The organism is Citrobacter sp. Cpo071 (assembly GCF_030332765.1).
Lineage (GTDB): Bacteria > Pseudomonadota > Gammaproteobacteria > Enterobacterales > Enterobacteriaceae > Citrobacter > Citrobacter portucalensis.
On record NZ_JAOWHE010000079.1, the window covers coordinates 247,044 to 263,795 of the forward strand.

General features: G+C 53.5%; 14 protein-coding genes and 1 pseudogene. 11 read left to right on the plus strand and 4 right to left on the minus strand.

Going from position 1 to position 16,752, the window contains the following annotated elements; all coding sequences use genetic code 11:
* Window positions 1-53 precede the first annotated feature (53 nt).
* Window positions 54-338: a hypothetical protein gene (locus OGY09_RS11625; RefSeq protein ID WP_032942376.1), complete on the plus strand. Its 285-nt coding sequence runs from the start codon at window positions 54-56 to the stop codon at window positions 336-338.
* A gap of 59 nt (window positions 339-397) precedes the next feature.
* Window positions 398-589: pseudogene (gene traT, locus OGY09_RS11630) on the plus strand (complement resistance protein TraT); the annotation flags it as partial.
* Between the two features lie 67 nt (window positions 590-656).
* Here traT and OGY09_RS11635 read toward each other — a convergent pair.
* Together OGY09_RS11635 and OGY09_RS11640 are read right to left on the minus strand one after the other, a co-directional pair.
* Window positions 657-1,451: a DUF2950 family protein gene (locus tag OGY09_RS11635; RefSeq protein ID WP_032942377.1), complete on the minus strand. Its 795-nt coding sequence runs from the start codon at window positions 1,449-1,451 to the stop codon at window positions 657-659.
* Between the two features lie 10 nt (window positions 1,452-1,461).
* Window positions 1,462-3,048 (minus strand): DUF3300 domain-containing protein, encoded by a 1,587-nt coding sequence (locus OGY09_RS11640; RefSeq protein WP_032942378.1) that lies wholly within the window; start codon window positions 3,046-3,048, stop codon window positions 1,462-1,464.
* Between the two features lie 448 nt (window positions 3,049-3,496).
* On the opposite strand from OGY09_RS11640, the gene acnB reads away from it, so the two are divergent.
* From acnB to OGY09_RS11670, 6 genes are all read left to right on the plus strand, one after another.
* Window positions 3,497-6,094: a bifunctional aconitate hydratase 2/2-methylisocitrate dehydratase gene (gene acnB, locus OGY09_RS11645; RefSeq protein ID WP_008786215.1), complete on the plus strand. Its 2,598-nt coding sequence runs from the start codon at window positions 3,497-3,499 to the stop codon at window positions 6,092-6,094.
* Window positions 6,095-6,268: 174 nt separating this feature from the next.
* A complete protein-coding gene (gene yacL / locus OGY09_RS11650; protein WP_020996227.1) occupies window positions 6,269-6,631 on the plus strand; it encodes a protein YacL in 363 nt (120 codons plus the stop codon).
* 180 nt (window positions 6,632-6,811) lie between these two features.
* Window positions 6,812-7,765 carry a 2-keto-3-deoxygluconate permease 1 gene (locus OGY09_RS11655; RefSeq protein ID WP_032942379.1) on the plus strand — a complete coding sequence of 318 codons (954 nt, stop codon included), beginning with the start codon at window positions 6,812-6,814 and terminating at the stop codon, window positions 7,763-7,765.
* Complete coding sequence (dtnK, locus tag OGY09_RS11660) at window positions 7,762-9,033, plus strand: D-threonate kinase (RefSeq protein WP_032942380.1); 1,272 nt, start codon at window positions 7,762-7,764, stop codon at window positions 9,031-9,033. Before OGY09_RS11655 ends, dtnK begins: the two co-directional genes overlap by 4 nt.
* A complete protein-coding gene (locus tag OGY09_RS11665; RefSeq protein WP_008786220.1) occupies window positions 9,023-10,006 on the plus strand; it encodes a D-threonate 4-phosphate dehydrogenase in 984 nt (327 codons plus the stop codon). The genes dtnK and OGY09_RS11665 overlap by 11 nt, the downstream gene beginning before the upstream one ends.
* Window positions 10,007-10,015: 9 nt before the next feature.
* Window positions 10,016-10,783 carry a DeoR/GlpR family DNA-binding transcription regulator gene (locus OGY09_RS11670; protein WP_032942381.1) on the plus strand — a complete coding sequence of 256 codons (768 nt, stop codon included), beginning with the start codon at window positions 10,016-10,018 and terminating at the stop codon, window positions 10,781-10,783.
* 30 nt (window positions 10,784-10,813) lie between these two features.
* On the opposite strand, the gene OGY09_RS11675 is transcribed toward OGY09_RS11670, so the two are convergent.
* A complete protein-coding gene (locus OGY09_RS11675; protein ID WP_032941691.1) occupies window positions 10,814-11,161 on the minus strand; it encodes a YacC family pilotin-like protein in 348 nt (115 codons plus the stop codon).
* 153 nt (window positions 11,162-11,314) lie between these two features.
* Between OGY09_RS11675 and cueO the strand changes: the two genes are divergently transcribed.
* Window positions 11,315-12,931 carry a multicopper oxidase CueO gene (gene cueO, locus OGY09_RS11680; RefSeq protein WP_032942382.1) on the plus strand — a complete coding sequence of 539 codons (1,617 nt, stop codon included), beginning with the start codon at window positions 11,315-11,317 and terminating at the stop codon, window positions 12,929-12,931.
* A 121-nt stretch (window positions 12,932-13,052) separates the two neighbouring features.
* Window positions 13,053-13,574 carry a hypothetical protein gene (locus OGY09_RS11685; RefSeq protein WP_032942383.1) on the plus strand — a complete coding sequence of 174 codons (522 nt, stop codon included), beginning with the start codon at window positions 13,053-13,055 and terminating at the stop codon, window positions 13,572-13,574.
* 34 nt (window positions 13,575-13,608) lie between these two features.
* On the opposite strand, the gene OGY09_RS11690 is transcribed toward OGY09_RS11685, so the two are convergent.
* Window positions 13,609-15,999 carry a glucose/quinate/shikimate family membrane-bound PQQ-dependent dehydrogenase gene (locus OGY09_RS11690; protein ID WP_032944297.1) on the minus strand — a complete coding sequence of 797 codons (2,391 nt, stop codon included), beginning with the start codon at window positions 15,997-15,999 and terminating at the stop codon, window positions 13,609-13,611.
* A 203-nt stretch (window positions 16,000-16,202) separates the two neighbouring features.
* Between OGY09_RS11690 and hpt the strand changes: the two genes are divergently transcribed.
* Entirely contained in the window at window positions 16,203-16,739 is a 537-nt protein-coding gene (gene hpt / locus OGY09_RS11695) for a hypoxanthine phosphoribosyltransferase (RefSeq protein ID WP_003018658.1), read from the plus strand.
* The last annotated feature ends 13 nt before the right edge of the window (window positions 16,740-16,752 follow it).

The following is a 16,752-nucleotide window of genomic DNA, read 5'->3' on the forward strand; positions in this document are numbered from 1 at the left end:
AAATTAATAACCCTATAAACTAATAGCGTGATAATAAATTGGGAGGGGAAATGATGAAACGTTTTTTAAAAGCAGCAGTAATAACTACCGTGTTTATTTCCGGCATGGCGCTGGCGCAGGATGCCGTCATTCCATGGGCTACCAACAGCGGTGGTACCGAAAGCACACATATTGCGGCAATGGGACAAAATTTGAATGCGCAGCATCAGCAGATTAACCAGACACAGGAAGGTGTATGGGCAACAAACTCTGGCAGCATTCGAGCTGACGAAATAGCACTTATCAGCACTAAGCCGGCGTTTAAAGGTTATCCTGAATTAATGCCGCATCAGAATTAACTCTCCGAGCTCACGTCAGACAAATCCACGCTGACGTGAGCGTGTGGGCAATGACGCTGGCTGGTTGTGGTGCGATAACCACCGCTTATAACAGCAACACCTCTGGTGCGACGCTGGGTGGTGGTATCGCGGCGGGGCTGATCGGCATGGCTGCGGATGCGATGGTGGAAGAGGTGAACTACACCATGGTTACTGACCTGCAAATCTCTATGTGCAGCAAAGCTAAAGTGACAACGGATAAAGTTGCTGCATTTAATTTGTTGGGGTTGCCGGGGGGCGGCTATGCCTTACCCGGCCTACTAACCTTCCGACTCGGTATCAGGGCGCTACAGGTTGCCAGTTTTTATCCGGATGGAATGTGGTTAACGCTTGCGCTTTCTGCTGTGATTCAACACCGAGATCGGCCTGGTAAACTTTGTCTTCACCGTTAATGATAAAACTCATCACGCCGGTGTGATCGTAGCTAACGGGCCAGGCTACCATGGCAAAACCGCTGGTTTTATCGGGAAGGATCCGGAACCGATAGCCGTGATAGCCCATGCCCGGCTCCTGTGGACTGAAGGCTGGGCCAAGCGGGCTTGGCGCTTCGCCCGGCGAAACAGGCCAGTACAGACCATCCTTTTTCCCTTCAGAACTGACAATCTTTTGCGCGTATTTCTGGTTCATCGCAAAATAGCTCTGCTGAGCATCCACGTAGGCGTGCAACGCCTCGATGGCAGCAAGTTCGTTGCGTCCAATCTCACGGGTCAGGATCTCTTCGGCCGCTTCCTTGATATCAAATTGCCAGCCTGAAGCGTTTTTGACGACGGGGATTGGCAGTTGCCAGTCGCTGTCCCCAACCACAAGATGCGCCGTATTGCCGTCGATGACAGTGCTATGGCGTACCTTCCAGTCACGCAGGAAGCGATCAACCGCATCAGGATCGACGCCTTCTGGCGGCAGAAAATCACGCCAGTTTTCCCCGAGCAGGTTGCTCATTGCACTTTCATTTTGCTCACTGATAGCGTTTGCCAGTGCATCTGTTGCCTGGTCTGGTGTGCTGAAGGATTGTTGTGCCATCGCGGTGGCCGAAACCATGAACAACACCATTCCACTGAGTAGTTTATTTTTCATGTCGGTTCCCTTAACGATGACGGAATTCACGGTGTTCAGCACGCCCGCCAGAAGGCTGGCGCGATGGCTGATTACGGGCGAACTGCCGGCTCTGGGCACCTCGCTGTTGCTGTGCCTGCCAGTTGGCGGAGCGACTGTCGTTACCGCTCAGCGCATTGGCGCGTGGCTGGCTGGTTCGCTGTTGAAGATTGCGCTGTTGTACATTGCGTTGCTGCGCCGGTTGCGTGACCCGTTTCTCCTGTCGCTGGGCGACTGCCTGGCGATTCTCCCGCTGCTGAGTACTCGTCCGCTTCGCGGTTTGCGGTTTGGTATCGTAACCGCGGTAGTTATTACGTTGGGAAATTTGCTTCAGTTGTTGATTCGATGCCTGACGCTGGGCGTCTCTCGTGCCCGTACGCGCCGTTTGCGGGAATGTTTTCCCCGTCGATTTTTCCATCTGGCTCAGGGCTGCCTGACGCTGGCTATCACGGTTGACCGGTCTTTGCTGGGTCGAACTTAACCCGGTTGCCGTGTTAGTGGAGTGGAAGCGGTTATTGAGCTGGCTATTTGGGTAAGGCACACCCTCACGGTAGGCCGGGTTATGCTGCCAGGTACGGTTGGCATCTGTCAGGCGCTGACCACTGATTTTATTGAAGTTATCAACGTTAATGTTGATGTTGTTATCACCGTTGCGGTTATAGCCGCCATGGTTATCCCAGTCATCATTATGATGGTGGTCGTCGTCGTCATCCCAGTCGATGTTGCTGAAGATGGCATAGGTTGTGGCGACACCAAGGCTGAAGCCTAAACCATTGACGAAGCTGTTACCAAATTGCTCACCGGGCGTTGGTGGCAGATAGGTTGGCGGATAGGCGGTATTCGGCCAGGTACCGTAAACCGTGTTCGGGTTATAGGTTGGAACGTACACCACCTGCGGATCGGCGGATTCAATCTTGATGACAGTAGGGCTTGTCGTGGTGGTAGTGCTGGTTGTTGACGTGCTGGTGGCGGTTTTCGCTGGTGCCGCTTTGGTCACGGTGGTGACGGTCTGTTGCGGTGTTGATTGCAGCGCGCCGGTTTGTTGCGCCAGTACACGCAGACGTTGAACGGAATCCATGACGTCCTTCGGCTGTGCGAGGAAAGCATCACCCAGGCTTTGTACCCACGGCGGATTTTCACCCATCAGTGACATCAACTGAGGAAAAGCGACCAGCGATTTCACGCTGGGATCCCAGGGCTGGCTGGCAACGGCCTGAATGGCGGCATCGCCCTGCATTTTGGGATTGTCTTTTGACCACTGTGCGGCCTGGATGACGTTAGCCGGATAGGTTGAGGCCATCAAAATTTGCGACAGCAGCGAGTCTGGATAGAGCGCGATAGGTGCAACCCACTGATCGATTTGTGCTGCTGAGTAGGTTGGTGCCACGGCGGGTGCAGTTTGCTCTACCGGGGCGGGGGCCGCTACGGGAGCTGGGGCCGGTGTTGACGGCTGCTGCGCAACGGGGGCCGGAGCAGCAGGCTCCGTTGTGCGACTTTTAACAAACATCACGCCAGAGGCGGCAAACAGCCCGGCACTGCACAAAAGGACAAGCAGATGTGGCTTAAGGGGCAACTTCATAAAATGACTCCAACGAGACGAGCGCTGTGCCGTGAGGCGTTCCTGTTGCCGCGAGTATTATTCACCCGTGTTAGACAGTTTTGACTTTTATGGTTGATTCACCAGATACGTCCGGAAAAAGAGTGTGAGTATTTATTACACAATTATATGTGATGGCGGAAAAATCGCTGGAATATTCAGCCGATCGCGCTTGAAAATTAACCGTTTATGGGCGATTTTAAGCTGACTTAATTTCGCCTCACCTTGTCGCTATACCATTCTTAACGATTCAGCCAATTTTTTATGTTGCTTTTTTGTAAACGGATTAACACTTAATGAAAATCCTGTTATTGTGCCTTATGCGGTACCGGGCATTTACCCTACTAACTACTGTCTCACAGGAGCGTGAAGAGAATCGCCCATCTACAAAAGCGCCGCATTATGACAATGAGAGCGAGGAGATATCGTCGTGCTAGAAGAATACCGTAAGCACGTAGCTGAGCGTGCTGCCCAGGGGATTGTGCCAAAACCTTTAGACGCAACCCAAATGGCTGCACTTGTCGAGCTGCTGAAGACCCCGCCTGTGGGCGAAGAAGAATTCCTGTTAGACCTGTTGATCAACCGCGTTCCTCCTGGCGTAGATGAAGCCGCTTATGTTAAAGCTGGTTTTCTCGCCGCTGTCGCAAAAGGCGACACCACCTCCCCGCTGGTTACCCCAGAAAAAGCCATTGAACTGCTGGGCACCATGCAGGGTGGCTACAACATTCATCCGCTGATCGACGCGCTGGACGATGCAAAACTGGCGCCGATTGCCGCCAAAGCGCTCTCTTCAACGCTGCTGATGTTCGATAACTTCTACGATGTAGAAGAAAAAGCCAAAGCGGGCAACGAATATGCGAAGCAGGTAATGCAATCCTGGGCTGATGCCGAATGGTTCCTGAACCGTCCAGCTCTGGCTGAAAAAATCACCGTTACCGTCTTTAAAGTGACGGGTGAAACCAACACCGATGACCTTTCTCCGGCACCGGATGCATGGTCTCGCCCGGATATCCCTCTGCACGCTCTGGCGATGCTGAAAAACGCCCGTGAAGGTATCGAACCGGATCAGCCTGGCGTGGTTGGCCCGATCAAACAGATCGAAGAATTGCAGAAAAAAGGTTACCCGCTGGCTTATGTGGGTGATGTTGTCGGTACCGGTTCTTCGCGTAAATCCGCAACCAACTCCGTGCTGTGGTTCATGGGTGACGACATTCCTCATGTGCCGAACAAGCGCGGCGGCGGCCTGTGCCTCGGCGGCAAAATTGCACCTATCTTCTTCAACACCATGGAAGATGCGGGCGCACTGCCGATTGAAGTGGACGTGTCGAACATGAACATGGGCGACGTGATTGATGTTTACCCGTTCAAAGGCGAAGTACGCAACCACGAAACCGGCGAGCTGCTGGCAAGCTTTGAGCTGAAAACCGAAGTCCTGATCGACGAAGTACGCGCCGGTGGCCGTATCCCGCTGATCATCGGTCGTGGCCTGACCACCAAGGCGCGCGAAGCGCTGGGCCTGCCGCACAGCGACGTATTCCGTCAGGCGAAAGACGTGGCGGAAAGCAGCCGTGGCTTCTCCCTGGCACAGAAAATGGTTGGCCGCGCCTGCGGCGTGAAAGGCATCCGTCCGGGCGCGTACTGCGAACCGAAGATGACCTCCGTCGGTTCTCAGGATACCACTGGCCCTATGACCCGTGACGAACTGAAAGACCTGGCGTGCCTGGGCTTCTCGTCTGACCTGGTGATGCAGTCCTTCTGCCACACTGCGGCGTATCCGAAGCCGGTTGACGTGAACACGCATCACACGCTGCCAGACTTCATCATGAACCGCGGCGGTGTGTCGCTGCGTCCGGGCGACGGCGTTATTCACTCCTGGCTGAACCGCATGCTGCTGCCGGATACCGTAGGTACCGGTGGTGACTCCCATACCCGTTTCCCTATCGGGATCTCCTTCCCAGCAGGTTCTGGTCTGGTGGCGTTTGCTGCGGCGACCGGCGTGATGCCGCTGGATATGCCGGAATCCGTTCTGGTGCGTTTCAAAGGCAAAATGCAACCGGGTATCACCCTGCGCGATCTGGTACACGCCATCCCGCTGTACGCGATCAAACAGGGTCTGCTGACCGTTGAGAAGAAAGGTAAGAAGAACATCTTCTCTGGCCGAATTCTTGAAATCGAAGGTCTGCCGGATCTCAAAGTAGAGCAGGCGTTCGAATTGACCGACGCCTCCGCTGAACGTTCTGCTGCCGGTTGTACCATCAAGCTGAACAAAGAGCCGATCGTTGAGTATCTGAGCTCTAACATCGTTCTGCTGAAGTGGATGATCGCAGAAGGTTACGGCGATCGCCGTACGCTGGAACGTCGTGTGCAGGGCATGGAAAAATGGCTGGCGGATCCGCAGTTGCTGGAAGCCGACGCTGACGCAGAATACGCGGCAGTGATCGACATCGATCTGGCGGATATCAAAGAGCCAATCCTGTGTGCACCGAACGATCCGGACGATGCGCGTCTGCTGTCTGACGTACAGGGCGAGAAGATCGACGAAGTGTTCATCGGTTCCTGCATGACTAATATCGGCCACTTCCGTGCCGCTGGTAAGCTGCTGGATGCGCACAAAGGCCAACTGCCAACGCGTCTGTGGGTGGCTCCGCCAACCCGTATGGATGCGGCACAGCTGACCGAAGAAGGTTATTACAGCGTGTTCGGTAAGAGCGGTGCGCGTATCGAAATTCCAGGCTGCTCTCTGTGCATGGGTAACCAGGCGCGTGTAGCCGACGGCGCAACGGTGGTGTCGACCTCTACCCGTAACTTCCCGAACCGTTTAGGTACCGGAGCGAACGTCTACCTGGCTTCTGCGGAGCTGGCGGCGGTTGCGGCGCTGATCGGCAAACTGCCGACGGCGGAAGAGTACCAGACCTATGTGGCGCAGGTAGATAAAACGGCCGTAGATACTTACCGTTATCTGAACTTCGACCAGCTGTCTCAGTACACCGAGAAAGCCGATGGTGTGATTTTCCAGACCGCGGTGTAATGCCCTAAAGCATTTTGTGTAAAAACGCATCAATGCCCGGAGAAGTCTGCTTCTCCGGGCATTTTTATTTCTATTCCTTATACCCACTACGCTTTTTTTCTGCCGCGCTGCTGCGATAATTACAGCAAGGCGCAATGCGGTATTGGCGCATTGCCGGGAGTAGAGGAAGACATTATGGATTACGAATTTCTGCGCGATATTACCGGGGTGGTAAAAGTGCGTATGTCCATGGGCCACGAGGTGGTGGGGCACTGGTTTAATGAGGAAGTGAAAGAAAACCTGGCCTTACTTGATGAAGTGGAACAGGCAGCGCGTGCGGTTAAGGGCAGTGAGCGCTCCTGGCAGCGAGCAGGGCATGAATACACGCTCTGGCTGGATGGCGAAGAAGTGATGGTTCGCGCTAATCAGCTGGAGTTCTCTGGCGATGAGATGGAAGAGGGGATGAGCTACTACGACGAAGAAAGTTTTTCGCTCTGTGGTGTAGAGGACTTTCTTCAGGTTGTGGCGGCATACCGCGAATTTGTGCATCAATCCTGAGATATTTCAGATATCAATGAAGCCGGGTGAGACAAACCCGGCTTTTTTTTCATCCGAATGATTATTTGATTTTTATTAATCATTCAAAAACTGTGATCTGCCGCGTTTGTGATCTGATTTTGATTGAATATAATCGTTGTGATTTTATTTAATCACAAGATAACAACAGGCGGGAAGACCATGAACATCAAGAAGGCAATAGAACGCGTACCCGGCGGCATGATGGTTGTGCCGTTGGTTATCGGTGCCATTATCAACACTTTTGCCCCGCAGGCGTTGCAGATCGGTGGATTCACCACGGCTTTATTTAAAAATGGCGCGGCTCCCTTGATTGGCGCGTTCCTGCTCTGTATGGGGGCGGGAATTAGCGTAAAGGCGGCGCCGCAAGCTTTGCTACAAGGCGGCACGATTACGCTGACCAAGTTACTGGTCGCGATTGCAATTGGTCTCGGGGTTGAACACCTGTTTGGCGCGGAGGGCATCTTTGGCTTAAGCGGTGTTGCCATTATTGCGGCAATGAGTAACTCCAATGGCGGGCTTTACGCGGCGCTGGTTGGCGAGTTTGGCAATGAACGTGATGTCGGTGCGATCTCCATTTTGTCTCTGAATGACGGGCCTTTCTTTACCATGATCGCGCTGGGCGCGGCGGGTATGGCAAATATTCCTATCATGGCGCTGGTGGCGGTTCTTGTTCCGCTGGTGGTTGGCATGATCCTCGGTAATCTCGATGCCAATATGCGTGACTTCCTGACCAAAGGCGGTCCACTGCTCATTCCTTTCTTTGCATTTGCACTTGGAGCCGGTATTAACCTGGAAATGCTGCTGCAAGGCGGTCTGGCGGGCATTCTGCTGGGCGTACTGACCACCTTTGTGGGCGGTTTCTTTAACATTCGAGCCGATCGTCTGGTAGGCGGGAGTGGTATTGCTGGTGCTGCGGCATCCAGTACGGCGGGGAACGCCGTCGCGACGCCACTGGCCATAGCACACGCCGATCCCTCGCTGGCAGAGGTTGCCGCTGCGGCAGCGCCGCTGATTGCTGCGTCGGTCATTACAACCGCCATTCTGACGCCAATTCTTACGTCGTGGGTCGCGAAAAGGCAGTCTCGTCAGACCGTGCAGGAGAAGAAAGCATGAAAATGATCGTTATCGCCGATGACTTTACGGGCTCTAACGATACCGGCGTACAGTTGGCGAAAAAAGGGGCGCGTACCGAAGTAATGCTGACCCCAGCGCAGAAACCGTCGCGCCGCGCCGATGTTCTGGTCATCAATACGGAAAGCCGGGCGATGCCGGCAACGCAGGCCGCCGCGGCTGTACAACAAGCGTTAGCGCCATGGTGTGAGGGCGAAGCAACACCGCTGGTATACAAAAAAATAGACTCGACATTTCGTGGCAATGTGGGGGCTGAAGTCACTGTAGCCATGCGTACAGCCGGTCGGACGCTGGCCGTGATTGCGGCGGCAATTCCTGCTGCCGGGCGCACTACGCAGGATGGCTTGTGCCTGGTCCATGGTGTGCCGCTGCTGGAAACGGAATTCGCCAGCGATCCAAAAACGCCTATTCACTCTTCGCGTATTGCTGAACTGGTCGCACTGCAAAGCGATGTCCCTGTACATGAGGTGTCGCTGGTGGATGTGCGTCGGGGAAGCTTGAGTGCGTTGCTGAGCGCTTTTGCAAAAGCCGGCGAATGTATGGTGGTGGTGGATGCCGTGGAAGAGCGAGATCTCGCGCTCATTGCGCAGGCGGTTTGTGAGCAAAAACAGATGCCGCTGCTCGTAGGGGCGGCAGGGCTGGCCAATGCGCTACCGGCCGCAACGTTTATGCAAGAAAAGCAGGAATTACCGGTGTTGGTTGTGGCTGGCTCAATGAGTGAGGCAACGCGACGTCAGGTGGAAAAAGCGGTGTGTCAGGGTCGGGCAAAAGTCGTTGATATCGATGCTGCGCGGTTGGTTGCATCGTCATTTGCACCGGAAATGGACTCTGTTATTGAACAGGCTTGCGCGCAACTGAGCCAGCAGCAGCACACGATCTTACGCACCAGTCGATGTGCAGAAGACCGGGACATGATCGACACGCTGTGTTTCAACGTGGGGATGAGTCGCCAGCAGTTGGGAGAACTTCTGAGTCAGCGTCTAGGGGAGATAACGCTGCGCATTATTGAACAAGCACGTATCGGCGGATTGTTCCTGACCGGAGGCGATATTGCCACGGCGGTCGCCAGTGCGTTGGGTGCAGAAGGGTATCGCATCCACAGTGAAGTCGCCCCCTGTATTCCGTGCGGAACGTTTGTGAATAGCGAGATTGACGACTTGCCGGTTATTACCAAAGCGGGTGGATTCGGTTCTGATACGACCCTTTGCGATGCGCTGTATTTTATTGAGGAGATGTACCGTGGTAACTAAAACAATTGCGATTACGATGGGAGACCCGGCGGGGATTGGTCCGGAAATTATTGTTAAAGCGCTACGCGAAGATGAACTTAATGGTGCACCGCTGGTGGTGGTTGGGTGCCTAAAAACGCTGCAGCGGTTACAGGCTCAGGGGCTGGCTGACGGAGTAACATTTCGCGCTATTGAACAGGTCGCCGATGCCAGATTCACGCCAGATACGATTCATGTGATTGATGAACCGCTGGCGAAACCTGACGAACTGGTCCCTGGTACAGTGCAGGCGCAGGCGGGCGATCTGGCCTATCGCTGTGTGAAGCGGGCGACTGAACTGGCGATGAAGGGGGATGTACATGCCATCGCGACCGCGCCGTTGAACAAAGAAGCGCTGCATCTCGGTGGACACAATTATCCTGGACATACCGAACTGCTGGCAACGCTAACCGAAAGCCGCGACTATGCGATGGTGCTGTACACCGATAAGCTGAAAGTTATCCATGTTTCGACGCATATCGCACTGCGCAAATTCCTTGATACGCTCAATGGGCAACGTGTCGAAACGGTGATTGGTATCGCGGATACCTTCCTGAAGCGCGTAGGCTTTGCACACCCGCGTATTGCCGTTGCGGGGGTGAATCCACATGCCGGAGAGAATGGCCTGTTTGGCGATGAGGAAATTCGTATTGTCGGACCCGCGATTGAGAATATGAAAGCGAAGGGGATGGATGTTTACGGTCCGTGCCCGCCGGATACCGTGTTTTTACAGGCTTATGAAGGTCAGTATGACATGGTGGTGGCGATGTACCACGATCAGGGGCATATCCCGCTGAAATTGCTGGGTTTCTATGATGGTGTAAATATCACAGCAGGTTTACCGTTTATTCGTACCTCTGCCGATCACGGTACGGCATTTGATATCGCCTGGACGGGAAAAGCAAAATCTGAGAGCATGGCCGTATCGATCAAACTGGCAATGCAACTGGCGTAATTTACTGTTATGAAAGGGCAACACCGTCTGGATAAGATTGTGGCGTATTTGAAAAATCATACGCTGGTTACCGTGGAACAGTTGGTTGACGCGGTTGACGCCTCTCCAGCAACGATCAGGCGCGATCTCATCAAGCTGGATGAACAGGGTGTGATCAGCCGCAGCCACGGCGGTGTTGCGTTACGACGCTTTGAAGCGGCGCAGCCAACCACAAACGAAAAGCAACTGCGATCGCCTGCTGAGAAACGGGCGATTGCGCGTTTTGCCGCCTCAATGGTGCGTGCGGGCGATGCCGTGGTGCTTGATGCCGGTACCACAATGCTGGAGCTGGCAAAATGTCTGACGCATTTGCCGCTGCGAGTGATTACCGTTGATCTGCATATTGCCCTGTTTTTGTCAGAATTCCGTCAGATAGAGGTGACGATCGTCGGTGGACGCATCGATGACAGCAGCCAGTCCTGTATTGGTGAGTTTGGCCGGAAAATGTTGCGCAGCGTCTATCCTGATATTGCTTTTATGAGCTGTAACACCTGGAGTATGGAAAAGGGTGTAACCACGCCAACGGAAGACAAAGCGGGATTAAAGCAGGAAATTATTGCGAATGCCCAACGGAAGGTATTGCTGGCGGATAGCAGTAAGTACGGCGCACATTCGTTATTTAACGTCGCGCCGCTTAGTTGCTTTACCGATGTTGTTACCGATGTGAATCTACCGCCAAACGCGCAGGCTGAATTAAAAGCGCAATCCGTTGCCCTGACGCTGGTACAGCCAGAGTAACTGCACTCTCAACCCTGATTGCGCCGGAGATTATTTAACGTAGGCCAGCAGGCTCAGAGAGTCACGCGCCAGCGCTTTGCATTTCTTTGCTGTTGGGATGCCGATACCGCTGAGATCGCGGTAGCTGTCTTCACCCAGCGCTTTCATATTGAAGGTGTCGTAATTACTCAGGTCCCACTGGTTTTGCTGGGCAAAAAAGACCAGTGCGCGACGAATCTGCCCATTAGGCAAATTCTGGTATCCACAGTCATTTTTCAGAAAAACAAAAACTGCCGTTAAATCGGCCATATCTTCGGCTTCGGACTCGCTGAGCGCGTAGCTATTTGCGCATACGGCCATCAGGGTGCCGAACAAAACTGTTCTGAAAAACGTCTTCATTGCTTCTACCACTGCATCACGGAATTTAAACGTTAGCATACTGCGAGCGAAGCGACGACCTTTATTATTAGCCGTTCACTTGACCTTCCCGTAAGGGGAAGGCTTATGCTTAAAAGATAGCCTGCTTAAGCTGCTGAATATAAGGAAGTGATTATGCAACGTCGTGACTTTTTAAAGTACTCCGTGGCGCTGGGCGTCGCGTCAGCGTTACCTCTGTGGAGCCGGAGCGTATTTGCCGCAGACCGCCCTGCATTGCCCATTCCTGACCTGTTAACCGCGGATGCCTCAAACCGTATGCAATTGGTGGTGCAAGCCGGAAAATCGAGCTTTGCTGGTAAAACAGCGACGACCTGGGGATATAACGGCAATTTACTCGGACCTGCGGTCAAGCTGAACAAAGGGCAGTCGGTGACCGTGGATATCCATAACCAGCTTGCCGAAGAGACGACGTTGCACTGGCACGGTCTGGAAATCCCCGGTGAAGTCGACGGTGGACCGCAAGGCATTATCCCGGCGGGCGGGAAACGTTCAGTGACCTTCACGCCGGATCAACGGGCGGCGACCTGCTGGTTCCACCCGCATCAGCATGGAAAGACCGGCCGTCAGGTAGCTATGGGACTGGCCGGACTGGTGCTAATTGAAGATGAAGAGATTCGCAAGCTGATGCTGCCTAAGCAGTGGGGCATTGATGATGTGCCGGTGATTATTCAGGATAAACAGTTCTCTGCTGATGGGCAGGTTGATTATCAACTGGACATCATGACCGCCGCCGTCGGCTGGTTTGGCGATACGCTGCTGGCCAACGGGGCGATTTATCCTCAGCATGCGGCACCGCGCGGCTGGCTGCGCTTGCGTCTGTTGAATGGTTGTAACGCACGCTCACTGAACATTGCGGCCAGCGACAATCGTCCTTTGTACGTCATTGCCAGCGACGGTGGACTGTTGGCGGAACCGGTAAAAGTGACCGAGCTTCCTATGCTGATGGGCGAGCGCTTTGAAGTGCTGGTGGATGTCAGTGACGGCAAAGCTTTTGATCTGGTCACTCTGCCAGTCAGCCAGATGGGGATGGCGATTGCGCCATTCGATAAGCCGCACCCGGTGATGCGCGTTCAACCGTTGCTGATTACCGCTTCCGGCACGCTGCCGGATACGCTGACGTCTATGCCCGCACTGCCATCGCTTGAGGGGCTGACGGTGCGCAAACTGCAATTGTCTATGGATCCGATGCTCGACATGATGGGCATGCAAATGCTGATGAAGAAGTACGGCGCTCAGGCAATGGCGGGTATGGATCATGGGAAAATGATGGGCCATATGAACAATGACAATATGGGTCACGGGAATATGAATCATGGCAATATGAACCACGGTGAGATGGGGAATATGCAGCATGGCGACATGGGCAACATGAAGCATGGAACATTCGATTTCCATAATGCCAACCGGATTAATGGCCAGGCATTTGATATGAATAAACCGATGTTTGCCGCGGCGAAAGGTCAGCACGAACGCTGGGTGATTTCCGGCCAGGGCGACATGATGCTGCATCCGTTCCACATTCACGGCACGCAGTTCCGCATTCTGTCTGAGAATGGCAAAGCGCCTGCCGCACACCGCGCGGGATGGAAGGACACTGTGCGGGTAGAAGGCGGCGTGAGCGAGGTGTTAGTGAAGTTTGACCACGACGCGCCAAAAGAGCATGCCTATATGGCGCATTGCCATCTGTTAGAGCATGAAGATACCGGGATGATGCTCGGCTTCACCGTATAAACAGCGGCGGATAGCGGTGGCGCTATCCGCTAAATGTTTATTCCAAAAACGGATTATTACCCTATCGTCCAGTAGAAGCATGCATATACTGATGAGGTTAATCACTTATCACGAGGTATGCATGACCCTTTTGCGTAAAGTACTGACGGCATCTTTTATTATGCTTCTGGCGGTTTCGGCACAAGCTGCGATGAAGATGGAACGCCAACAGATTTCAAAACTGAATTTAAGCCTTGAAATTCCTCAGACGCTCACGCCGATGCCGGACGAAATGGCAAAAATCAAATACCCTTCTGAAAACCGTCCACAGGTGATTTACGGTGACGAACGCGGTAAAGCGTCTTTAGGTATTACCGCCGGGCGCAACGCATTGCCTGCCGCTCAGTTGGATATGGCAAAGGATGCGACGCTGAAGATGCTGACCAACTTCAATCCGCAGGCCGAACCTGTCACGGTTGATGGGCATAAAGCGTGGCTGATTACCTTCCGTTCTCAAGCGCCGGATACTGAAATTCTCAATATGCTGCTGATTACCTCGCAAAATGAGAAAGCGGTGCAGGTCTCCTTCAATATGACCAAAGATCTGGTGGCTCAGTATCAGGAAGCCGCAAAAGCGTCGCTACTGTCACTGAAGTTTGAATAAAAAAACGCCCGCTGAATCGCGGGCGTTAACCATTTTACTTCGCGTCGTCCGGCAACGCGTATGCCACGATATAATCGCCCATCTTCGTGCCAAATGAGCCGTGGCCCCCAGCGGAAATTACCACATACTGCTTACCGTTCACTTCATAGGTCATCGGCGTTGCCTGGCCACCGGCCGGCAGACGGCCCTGCCACAGTTTTTCACCGTTACTCATGTTGTACGCACGCAGATAGTTATCTGCAGTCGCGGCGATAAACAGCACGTTCCCCGCGGTTGAGATAGGTCCGCCCAGCATCGGCATCCCCATATTGAACGGCACCGGAACCGGCATTGGGAACGGCATGCTGTCCTGCGGTGTACCTATACGTTTTTTCCACACCACGTGATTGGTTTTCAGGTCCACCGCGGAGATATAACCCCATGCTGGCTGCTTACACGGTAGGCCAAATGGTGAAAGGAACGGATTAAGCGTTACGCCGAACGGTACGCCGTATTGCGGCTGAATACCGGACTCCGTGCCTGTACCTTTGGCGTCTTTTGGCGGTTCCATTGGGTTGCCGGGACCGCGTGGGATCAGCTTCGAAACAAACGGCAGCGCCATTGGGTTGGCAATGGCGACCTGACGGTTAGGATCAACAGAGATGCCGCCCCATTCGAACATGCCGAGATTACCCGGGAACACCAGTGTGCCCTGCTCTGAAGGTGGGGTAAAAATGCCCTCATAGCGCAACTGATGAAACATTACGCGGCACACCAACTGGTCAAACATGGTTGCGCCCCACATATCCGCGCCACTGAGATCTTTATGCGGACGGAAGCTGAGGTCGGAGAACGGCTGGGTTTTGCTGACATAATCACCTTTGGCTGCACCTTGCGGCACCGGTTTTTCCGGGGCTGGCACCACCAGTTCACCATTACGGCGGTCGAGCACAAAGATATTACCGGTTTTTGCCGGGGCGTAAATGACCGGAACTTTCTCTCCGTTGACGTTGATATCCGCCAGAGTTGGCTGCGCCGGTAAGTCCATATCCCACAGATCGTGGTGAACGGTCTGATAGCTCCAGGCCAATTTCCCGGTAGTGGCATTTAACGCCAGGATGGAGCTGGCATAACGTTCCTGCTCCGGTGTGCGGTTACCGCCCCAAATATCCGGCGTGGTGACACCCATGGGCAGATATACCAGATCCAGCTTCGCGTCGTAGGCCGCAGGCGCCCAGGAGTTCGGCGAGTTAAAGGTGAAGGTATGTTCATCTGAAGGAATGAAATTAGGATCTTTGGCGCCTGGGTCGAACGCCCACAGCAGCTTACCGGTATTCACATCGAAGCCACGGATAACGCCGGAGGTTTCGCGGGTGGAGAAGTTATCAGTCACCGATCCGGCAATCACAATGGTTTTATCAGTGATGATGGGCGGTGATGTCGGCTCATACAGACCCGGCGTGGTATCCGGCATATTGGTCTGCAGATTCAAAATGCCTTTATTGGCGAAGGTTTTACATGGCTTGCCGGTCTCGGCATTCAATGCAAACAGTCGTCCATCATTGACCGGCAAAAGGATACGGCGCGGACAGTCGGCCATCACCTCTGCTGAAGCCGTATCCGGTCTGGCTTCATGATAGGAAACGCCGCGACATGTTACGTGCTGGAAGCTGGTATTGGTATTAAGTTGAGGATCGAAATGCCACTTCTCTTTACCGCTGGCTGCGTCCAGGGCAAAAAGTCGCTGGTGGGCGGTACACAGATAAAGGGTATCGCCTACTTTTATGGGCGTGACTTCATTGGTGATTTCACCGGGATCGTTGGGTTGTTTTAAATCCCCGGTACGAAATACCCAGGCTTCTTTCAACTGATGAACGTTGTCTGCGTTGATTTGTTTCAACGGAGAGTAGCGTTGACCTTCCTGATTGCGACCGTAAGCAGGCCAGTCTTCATCGGCAACCGGAGAGATAGCCTCGGCCACGGTGGCATCAGCACTCAACATTCCGTGAACCTCTTGTGGGTCGTTGAAGCCAGCCCAGGTCAGGATACCGCCGCTAATCAGCAGGGCCACCACCAGCCCCGCTACTGCGCCACTGGAAGGGATAATAAGGCGACGCCAGACGAAAGGCAGGATAAGCCAGATACCAAAGAAAACCAGGATGTCGCTACGCGGCGTCAGCGCCCAGAAATCAAATCCGACCTCCCATACGCCCCAAAGCATGGTGGCGAGAAGCAGGGCGGCATACAGCCAAAGGGCAGAGCGTTTACTGCGCCATAAAAGAAGCGCCACACCGAGCATGGCGAGGCCCGCGATCGGGTAATACCAAGAGCCGCCAATGGCGACGAGCCAACCTCCGCCAATCAGGAGATACAGTCCACAAAGTGCCGCGAATACGGCGCTCAGGGTCACGATAAGCCGTTGAGAACGTACGTTGTTATTTGCCATAAAAAATACCATCACATGTGTTATTTCTTTAATAGCAGTTAATTATAGGAGCTAAAACGCGTGACCATTGTCACATTATGAACTTTATCAACAGATGCCGCGTATGAATGCTTTTGCTGGTATACTGCGTGCCTTGCGCTTAGATGCTGGCTTATTTAAAGTAAGCATTAAGTGATTTGTTTTTAAATCATATGGTTAGATATATGAAACATACTGTTGAAGTCATGATCCCGGAAGCGGAGATCAAAGCGCGTATTGCTGAACTGGGGCGTCAGATTAACGAACGTTACAAGGACAGCGGCAGCGATATGGTGCTGGTTGGTCTGTTACGTGGCTCATTTATGTTTATGGCGGATCTGTGCCGTGAAGTGCATGTCTCTCACGAAGTCGATTTCATGACGGCATCCAGCTATGGCAGCGGAATGTCTACCACGCGTGATGTTAAAATTCTGAAAGACCTGGATGAAGACATTCGTGGCAAGGACGTGCTGATTGTCGAAGACATCATCGACTCCGGCAATACGCTGTCCAAAGTGCGTGAAATTCTGAGCCTGCGCGAGCCGAAATCCCTGGCTATTTGTACGCTGCTGGACAAACCTTCTCGTCGTGAAGTGAATGTTCCGGTCGAGTTTATCGGCTTCTCAATTCCTGATGAGTTTGTGGTCGGTTACGGCATTGACTATGCCCAGCGTTATCGCCATCTGCCGTATGTTGGCAAAGTGGTGCTGCTGGACGAGTAACTGGCTGGAGCGC

Coding starts and splice junctions, on each gene's coding strand:
- OGY09_RS11625 (WP_032942376.1), top strand. CDS start 54: ATGAAACGTTTTTTAAAAGCAGCAGTAATAACTACCGTGTTTATTTCC.
- OGY09_RS11635 (WP_032942377.1), bottom strand. CDS start 1,451: ATGAAAAATAAACTACTCAGTGGAATGGTGTTGTTCATGGTTTCGGCC.
- OGY09_RS11640 (WP_032942378.1), bottom strand. CDS start 3,048: ATGAAGTTGCCCCTTAAGCCACATCTGCTTGTCCTTTTGTGCAGTGCC.
- yacL (WP_020996227.1), top strand. CDS start 6,269: ATGGATTACGAATTTCTGCGCGATATTACCGGGGTGGTAAAAGTGCGT.
- OGY09_RS11655 (WP_032942379.1), top strand. CDS start 6,812: ATGAACATCAAGAAGGCAATAGAACGCGTACCCGGCGGCATGATGGTT.
- dtnK (WP_032942380.1), top strand. CDS start 7,762: ATGAAAATGATCGTTATCGCCGATGACTTTACGGGCTCTAACGATACC.
- OGY09_RS11670 (WP_032942381.1), top strand. CDS start 10,016: ATGAAAGGGCAACACCGTCTGGATAAGATTGTGGCGTATTTGAAAAAT.
- OGY09_RS11675 (WP_032941691.1), bottom strand. CDS start 11,161: ATGAAGACGTTTTTCAGAACAGTTTTGTTCGGCACCCTGATGGCCGTA.
- cueO (WP_032942382.1), top strand. CDS start 11,315: ATGCAACGTCGTGACTTTTTAAAGTACTCCGTGGCGCTGGGCGTCGCG.
- OGY09_RS11685 (WP_032942383.1), top strand. CDS start 13,053: ATGACCCTTTTGCGTAAAGTACTGACGGCATCTTTTATTATGCTTCTG.
- OGY09_RS11690 (WP_032944297.1), bottom strand. CDS start 15,999: ATGGCAAATAACAACGTACGTTCTCAACGGCTTATCGTGACCCTGAGC.
- hpt (WP_003018658.1), top strand. CDS start 16,203: ATGAAACATACTGTTGAAGTCATGATCCCGGAAGCGGAGATCAAAGCG.